7 protein-coding genes are annotated in these 5715 nt (G+C 68.1%); 3 read left to right on the forward strand and 4 right to left on the reverse strand.

Going from position 1 to position 5715, the window contains the following annotated elements; translation table 11 throughout:
- Positions 1-74: 74 nt before the first annotated feature.
- Positions 75-839, reverse strand: coding sequence for an SDR family NAD(P)-dependent oxidoreductase (locus tag QOC69_RS23615; RefSeq protein WP_526444153.1), 765 nt, complete (start codon positions 837-839; stop codon positions 75-77).
- Positions 840-863: 24 nt separating this feature from the next.
- On the opposite strand from QOC69_RS23615, the gene QOC69_RS23620 reads away from it, so the two are divergent.
- Positions 864-1460 (forward strand): TetR/AcrR family transcriptional regulator, encoded by a 597-nt coding sequence (locus QOC69_RS23620; RefSeq protein ID WP_526444155.1) that lies wholly within the window; start codon positions 864-866, stop codon positions 1458-1460.
- A gap of 14 nt (positions 1461-1474) precedes the next feature.
- Here QOC69_RS23620 and QOC69_RS23625 read toward each other — a convergent pair whose 3' ends face one another.
- Positions 1475-1819, reverse strand: coding sequence for a winged helix-turn-helix transcriptional regulator (locus QOC69_RS23625; RefSeq protein WP_526444157.1), 345 nt, complete (start codon positions 1817-1819; stop codon positions 1475-1477).
- Between the two features lie 45 nt (positions 1820-1864).
- Here QOC69_RS23625 and QOC69_RS23630 point away from each other — a divergent pair, with 45 nt between their 5' ends.
- Entirely contained in the window at positions 1865-2509 is a 645-nt protein-coding gene (locus tag QOC69_RS23630) for an NADPH-dependent F420 reductase (RefSeq protein ID WP_526444159.1), read from the forward strand.
- Positions 2506-2838, forward strand: a complete 333-nt coding sequence (locus QOC69_RS23635; RefSeq protein ID WP_526444161.1) for a putative quinol monooxygenase — start codon at positions 2506-2508, stop codon at positions 2836-2838. Before QOC69_RS23630 ends, QOC69_RS23635 begins: the two co-directional genes overlap by 4 nt.
- Here the strand turns inward: QOC69_RS23635 and QOC69_RS23640 are convergent.
- Both QOC69_RS23640 and QOC69_RS23645 read right to left on the reverse strand, forming a co-directional pair.
- Positions 2781-4076, reverse strand: a complete 1296-nt coding sequence (locus QOC69_RS23640) for a DUF1298 domain-containing protein (RefSeq protein WP_526444163.1) — start codon at positions 4074-4076, stop codon at positions 2781-2783. The two genes, QOC69_RS23635 and QOC69_RS23640, sit on opposite strands and share 58 nt — an antisense overlap.
- Before the next feature lie 70 nt (positions 4077-4146).
- Positions 4147-5571, reverse strand: coding sequence for an RNA-guided endonuclease TnpB family protein (locus tag QOC69_RS23645; RefSeq protein ID WP_526444165.1), 1425 nt, complete (start codon positions 5569-5571; stop codon positions 4147-4149).
- Positions 5572-5715: the final 144 nt, after the last annotated feature.

The raw sequence follows: 5715 nt of genomic DNA on the forward strand, positions 1-5715 counted from the left end.
GTCACGCAACGTAATCTAGGTCTTCCGGCGGGCAGGAGCGAAGCGACCCGGGAATTTGGTCTGTCATGCCGTTGCTAGACCGCCGCCCAGCCCCCGTCCACACTGAGAACCGCGCCGTGGATGTTGGCCGCATCGTCGGAGGCCAGGAAGACCACCGCTGCCGCGACTTCCTCTGGCGTGCTCATCCGCCGCGACGGGATGCGGGCCAGCATCGGAGCGACGTGATCGGCGAACTGCGCCTGGCGGTCGGTGGCGATCGGACCTGGCGCGACCGCGTTCACCCGCACGCCCGATGGCCCGTACTCGTCGGCCCAGGACATGGTCAGCGAATGGATCGCGGCCTTGTTCGCGCTATAGGTCGCCGATCCATCACTGCCGCGCAGCCCCGTGATGGAGCCGATGTTGACGACGGCGCCGCGGCCGCGCTCGGCCATCGCGGGCGCGATCATGCCGGTCAGGAGGAACGGGGCGAAGACGTTGACCGCGAACGCGTCGCGCAGCGTCTGCTCGGACACCTCGGCGGTCGGCGTCGGCATCAAGAGCGTGGCGGCATTGTTGACCAAGACGTCGATCCGGCCGCCCGCTGTCGCGGTGGACTCCTCGGCGAGCGCCCGTGCCGCCGTCGCCCCGCCGCTCAGATCGGTGACCACGAACGCGGCCTCGCCCCCCGCGGACCGGATGGCTGCGACGACGTCGTCGCCGCGCTCCTTGTTGCGCCCGCTGACGACGACGAACGCGCCCGCATCGGCGAGAGCGCGTGCGATGGCCACGCCGAGGCCGCCTGTGGAACCCGTGACCAGTGCTGTGCGGCCTGCCAGCCGCGTATTGTTTGGACTCATGAGTCCAAGAATGGTGAACTAAAAATGGACTCGCAAGTCCAAAAATACACGGCAAAGGGCCGGGCCACCCGCCAGCGGATCATCGATGGTGCCGCCGCGGAGATCCGCGTCAACGGCGCGGTCGGCACCACGCTCGATGACGTGTTGGCGCACACCGGGACGTCGAAGAGCCAGCTGTTCCACTACTTCCCCAGCGGCAAGGAGCAGCTGCTACTCGCGGTGGCCGAACAGGAGGCGGCCCGTGTGCTCAGCGACCAGCAACCGCACCTGAGCCGGTTGACGTCCTGGGCGGCGTGGCAGCGCTGGCGCGACGTGGTGGTGGAGCGCTACCGCGCGCAGGGACAGCAGTGCCCGCTGTCGACCGTGATGTCCGAGATGGGCCGCACGCCGGGAGCGCGGGCGGTGACCTCGGCGCTGATCGACCAGTGGCGCACCGAGATCGAGTCAGGGGTGCACGCCATGCAGCAGCAGGGAAAGATCGCCGAGTCGGTCGACCCGGCGCGCGCGGCGGCGGCACTGCTGGCAGGCATCCAGGGCGGGGTCTCGGTGCTGCTGAACACCGGCGACATCAGCTACCTCGAGGCCGCCCTGGACGTGGGTATCGCCAATCTCCGCAAGTGAACCTCTAGCTGACGTCAGGCGGTCCGCGCCGTCATGTGCACCTTGCCCCACTGACACATCGCCTCGGTCACCGGACCGAGCGACTCTCCGTAGTCGGTCAGCGAATACTCCACGCGCGCCGGCACTTCCGCGAAGACTTCACGCTGGACGATGCCGTCTGCCTCCAGTTCGCGCAACTGCCTGGTCAGTACGCGCTCGCTGATCCCGTGCGTCTTGCGCCGTAGTTCGGCAAACCTGTGCGCCCCGCCGCGCTTCAGATAGAAGACGAGCACTGCCTTCCACTTGCCGCCGATGACGGCGAGGGTGGCCTCGACGGGGCATGGGTCATCCCGGCGCTCTTCCGGTCCTGTGGCCTGCACACTAACCTCCCGGTCCGTACCCCACCTCGAAGTCCGTCATTGCTGGTGGGACCACGCGGTCGTAGCGTATCGCGCATCAGGATCGCAATCATCGGGGCAGGCAACGTCGGGCGGGCGTTGGGCGGCGCGTGGCGCACCGCTCACGACGTCACTTACGGAGTGCGAACCCCAGAAGACCCCAAGTACGCCGACCTCGGCGCCGCCGTCGCGCCCACCGCGGACGCCGCCCGCGACGCCGACGTCGTGGTGCTGTGCACGCCGTGGCAGTCCACCGAGCAGGCCGTTGCCGACTGCGGTGAGTTGACGGGCCGGATTCTCGTCGACTGCACGAATCCGTTGACGCCCGACTTCTCCGCGCTGGAGATCGGGCACTCCACGTCGGGCGCCGAGCAGGTCGCCGCGTGGGCGCGCGGGGCGCGGGTGTGCAAGGCGATGAACCAGATCGGTGCGCCGATGATGGCCCACCCGCACGTTGCGGGTACACCGGTGATGTTCGTCTGCGGTGACGACGAGGCCGCCAAGGAAGTCACCTCAACCCTGGTGTCCGAGTTGGGCTTCGAGGTGGTCGACGCGGGCGAGCTCGCGCTGGCCCGACTGCTCGAGCCGTACGCACTGATCTGGATTCACCTGGCGTTGCGCCGCGGCTTCGGCACGGACTTCGCCTTCGGACTGTTGAGGGGGCAAGGGTGACAGTCGAGTACATCCGCTACCGGATCGACGCCGATCGGCGCGACGCGTTCGCCGCCGCCTATCGGGAGGCGGTGACCGCGCTCGACGACAGCGAGTACTGCCTCGGCTACCAGCTGGCGCAGTGCGAAGAGGAGCCCGACCGGTTCGTCCTGCGCATCTCGTGGACCTCGACCGCCGATCACCTCAACGGGTTTCGTACCAGCGCGCAGTTCCGCCGGTTCTTCCCGCCCATCCGGCCGTACGTCGATGACATCGAGGAGATGCAGCACTATCAAGTGGTCGGCGGGCTGGACTCGGATCCCAGCGCCGCCTCCAGCCGGGCCACGTAGGCGTCCAGCCCATCGGGCCCACCCACCGCCGATTCGGCGGCGTGCACGCCGATCGTGATGGTGTCGCCGATGCCGACCACGACGTGTGTCAGGCCCATCATCGGCGACAGTCCGGCGAACGCCGAGGCCAGCACCACGGGTGCACCTCCGAAGGCGAAGTCCGCCGCGCCGCAGTTCACGCTGGACACCACCGTGTTGCCCGTCACCGCGGGCACGCGCAGGTCGGCGTCGAATCGTTCCATCCCCCAACGCAACAACGGTGCGGGCGTCGCGCCGAAGGCCAGATCCGCCGCACGAATCGCGGGATGCCCGGCCCGGCGGCGCCGCGCATCGAGGTCGGCGGCGATCCGCGTGCTGCGCTCCTCGGCGGCCACATCCGGGTACAGACCGATGCCGACGTTGCCGAAGTGGTTGTACGCCAGGCGCGGTGGCGGCTTGGCCATCGGAACTTCGGCGCCGAGCTTTGACGGGTCGTCGCCGAGGGCACGCAGATGATCGGCGAGCGCGGCCGACACCCCGGACAGGACGGCGACCGTCACCGTTCCCCCTGGCAGGTCGGAGCGCTTCCGGACCACCGTGCGCAGGCCGGTCGAGCCGGACGGTCGCGCATTGGTCCGCAGCAGCGGACGCAGATCCGCCTGTGGCGGAACGACTCCCGCTTCGGTATCGGCCACCAATCGACGATGTGCCCTGGCGGCGCGCCACCCGAGCAGCGGCAAGGTGGGCGGGCCTGCCAACGAAGAGCCGATCTCGGGCACCACGACGCCGACCCGGCCGAACATCAGCGCCGCGGGTGCCGACGTTCGTCCACCGCCACCGAGCGCGTGCGAGATCTGCAGCACCGCCACCGTGCCCGCGCCCGCAACTCCCGGCACGCCGTCGACGTCGGTGAAGAGGTGCAGTCGCCACGCCGCCACCCGGGCATCCACCTGGTCGGCGATGAGCTGGCTCACCTCGCCAAGACAGCTCGCCCACGTGCGGTCCTCGAGGTCGTGCACCACGAACTGCGAGCGGTCGACGTCCCGGCGCGCCCAGGCCGGATAGCTCAGTCCCCCGCGATCGTCGATGCGCACCGTCAAGTCGGGACAGCCGCGGGCTCGCGAGGTGACGTCGTCCAGCGTCGCCTCCAGATCGGACGGCACACCGGCGAATCCGAACAACAGGAACGTGTCGTTGGGAATCTTCGCCGACATCCAGAACGTCTGCGCATCGGTCGGCGTCAGTCGCCGGGTGGTCATCCGCCAAGGCTAAAGCGTGTCGAACAAACGCCATCGCTGTTCGGCACCACCCTTCTCGGGTGTCGTCGGTTCAGGCCGCGGGTGCGGTGTGAACGTCGGTTCCCACGTCTGCCGGGTCGGTTTCGCCTGCACGCCTGGCGTGCTGGCCAGCGCCGTCCCGTCGGTGGGCATTGGTGGCCCGGCCTCCGCGCTTGGGTGTCCGGGGTTCGGGGTGAGCGGAATGATCCTCGCCCCAGCGGGCAAGGTTGACCGCAGCGTTGTCAAGGTGGTGCCCGCACACGCAGGTGAAGACCCGATCGGCCAACGTCATGCCGCTGGCGCGGGCACCGCACGCTGAGCAGAGTTGACTCGACGGGTACCACCGGTCGGCGATGGTGACATCGCCGCCGCGCCAGGCTTGCTTGTACAACAGCATGCGGGCGAATTTCGCCCAGCCGGCATCGGCGATGGCTCGAGCGAGTCGATGGTTGGCGAGCAGTCCAGTCACGTTCAGATCTTCGATGACGAGCCGGTCGTGGGTCTTGACCAGCGTGTTGGAGACCTGGTGCAGGAAGTGGGCACGGATGTTGGCGACGTGGCGGTGGTGGCGGTCGAGACGGGCCGCAGCGTCACCGCGGTTGCGGGATCCTTTCTTCTTTCGGGACAACGATTTCGCCAGACGGCGTTGACGCTGCATGCCGGTGACGAGGGGCTTGGGCGGCGCGCCGACACGGGCGACCTCATGGCCATTACTGGTGGCGGCGACGAAAAACGCCGATAGCCCGCGGTCAACCCCGACCCAGCCGCTGTGATCGGCATCAGCGCGGACGCGATGCCGGTGAGCGGTGTGCAACTCGGCGGCCTCTACGTTCAGCGCCAGCCACCAGCGGCCCGCCCGAAACGACACCGTGGCAAACAGAATCGTGGCCCTATCCTTCGCGAGCATGCGGCGTAGGCGGCGCGTGTCGTCGTGTACAGCCACGACTCCGATACCGGGCAGTGTCACCGACCGTGGCCGATCTCCATCACCGACCCGCATCGTCGGGCGCCGACCCTTTGGATGCCTGTTGCGCAGTCGAAACGACGGCACGGAGCGGGTCTTCTTCTTGAACCGGGGAAACCCAATATGGCGGCCCCGACGCTTACCCGAGCGGGAATCCGACCACGCGTTCAGCGCACGTCCGCAGTCCACGGCGGCTTCCTCGAACGCCTGCTGACACACCTGGGACCGCCACGACAGGCCGGTTACCCGGACCTCGGCGACACCATCGGTGTCAACGGCGAACACCCGTCCCGCAGCCTCGGTTTTCTTCCATCCGTTGAACGCATTGATCAAATCGAACCCGGTCCAGGGCACCACCACATCAGCATCAGCGCGGTGTTGGGAGAGGGCGGTCGCCACAATCCGCAGACACTGGTTGAACGCGAACCGGGCCGCTCCGGCATGACGGGCCAGCACGTCACGCTGCTCGTCCGTGGGGTCGAGACAGAACCGGAATGTGGTGTGCCGGGGCATCGTGGCTGTAGCGTCCCAGAACCTGATATGGAGGCGGTTTTGTCAAGAGGACAGGTGAAAGCCGCCCCGACCAATAGTCGGGGCGGCTTTCGTTTTAGCTGGTCTGGTGATGGCGCCGATGGTCGTTGCTCACGACGGTGGTGT

Origin of the sequence: Mycobacterium sp. (genome assembly GCF_032162105.1) — a bacterium.
Lineage (GTDB): Bacteria > Actinomycetota > Actinomycetes > Mycobacteriales > Mycobacteriaceae > Mycobacterium.

What these genes read in the sequence shown, in the direction of transcription:
- QOC69_RS23615 (WP_526444153.1), bottom strand. Translation starts at nt 839, where the DNA reads ATGAGTCCAAACAATACGCGGCTGGCAGGCCGCACAGCACTGGTCACG.
- QOC69_RS23620 (WP_526444155.1), top strand. Translation starts at nt 864, where the DNA reads ATGGACTCGCAAGTCCAAAAATACACGGCAAAGGGCCGGGCCACCCGC.
- QOC69_RS23640 (WP_526444163.1), bottom strand. Translation starts at nt 4,076, where the DNA reads ATGACCACCCGGCGACTGACGCCGACCGATGCGCAGACGTTCTGGATG.
- QOC69_RS23645 (WP_526444165.1), bottom strand. Translation starts at nt 5,571, where the DNA reads ATGCCCCGGCACACCACATTCCGGTTCTGTCTCGACCCCACGGACGAG.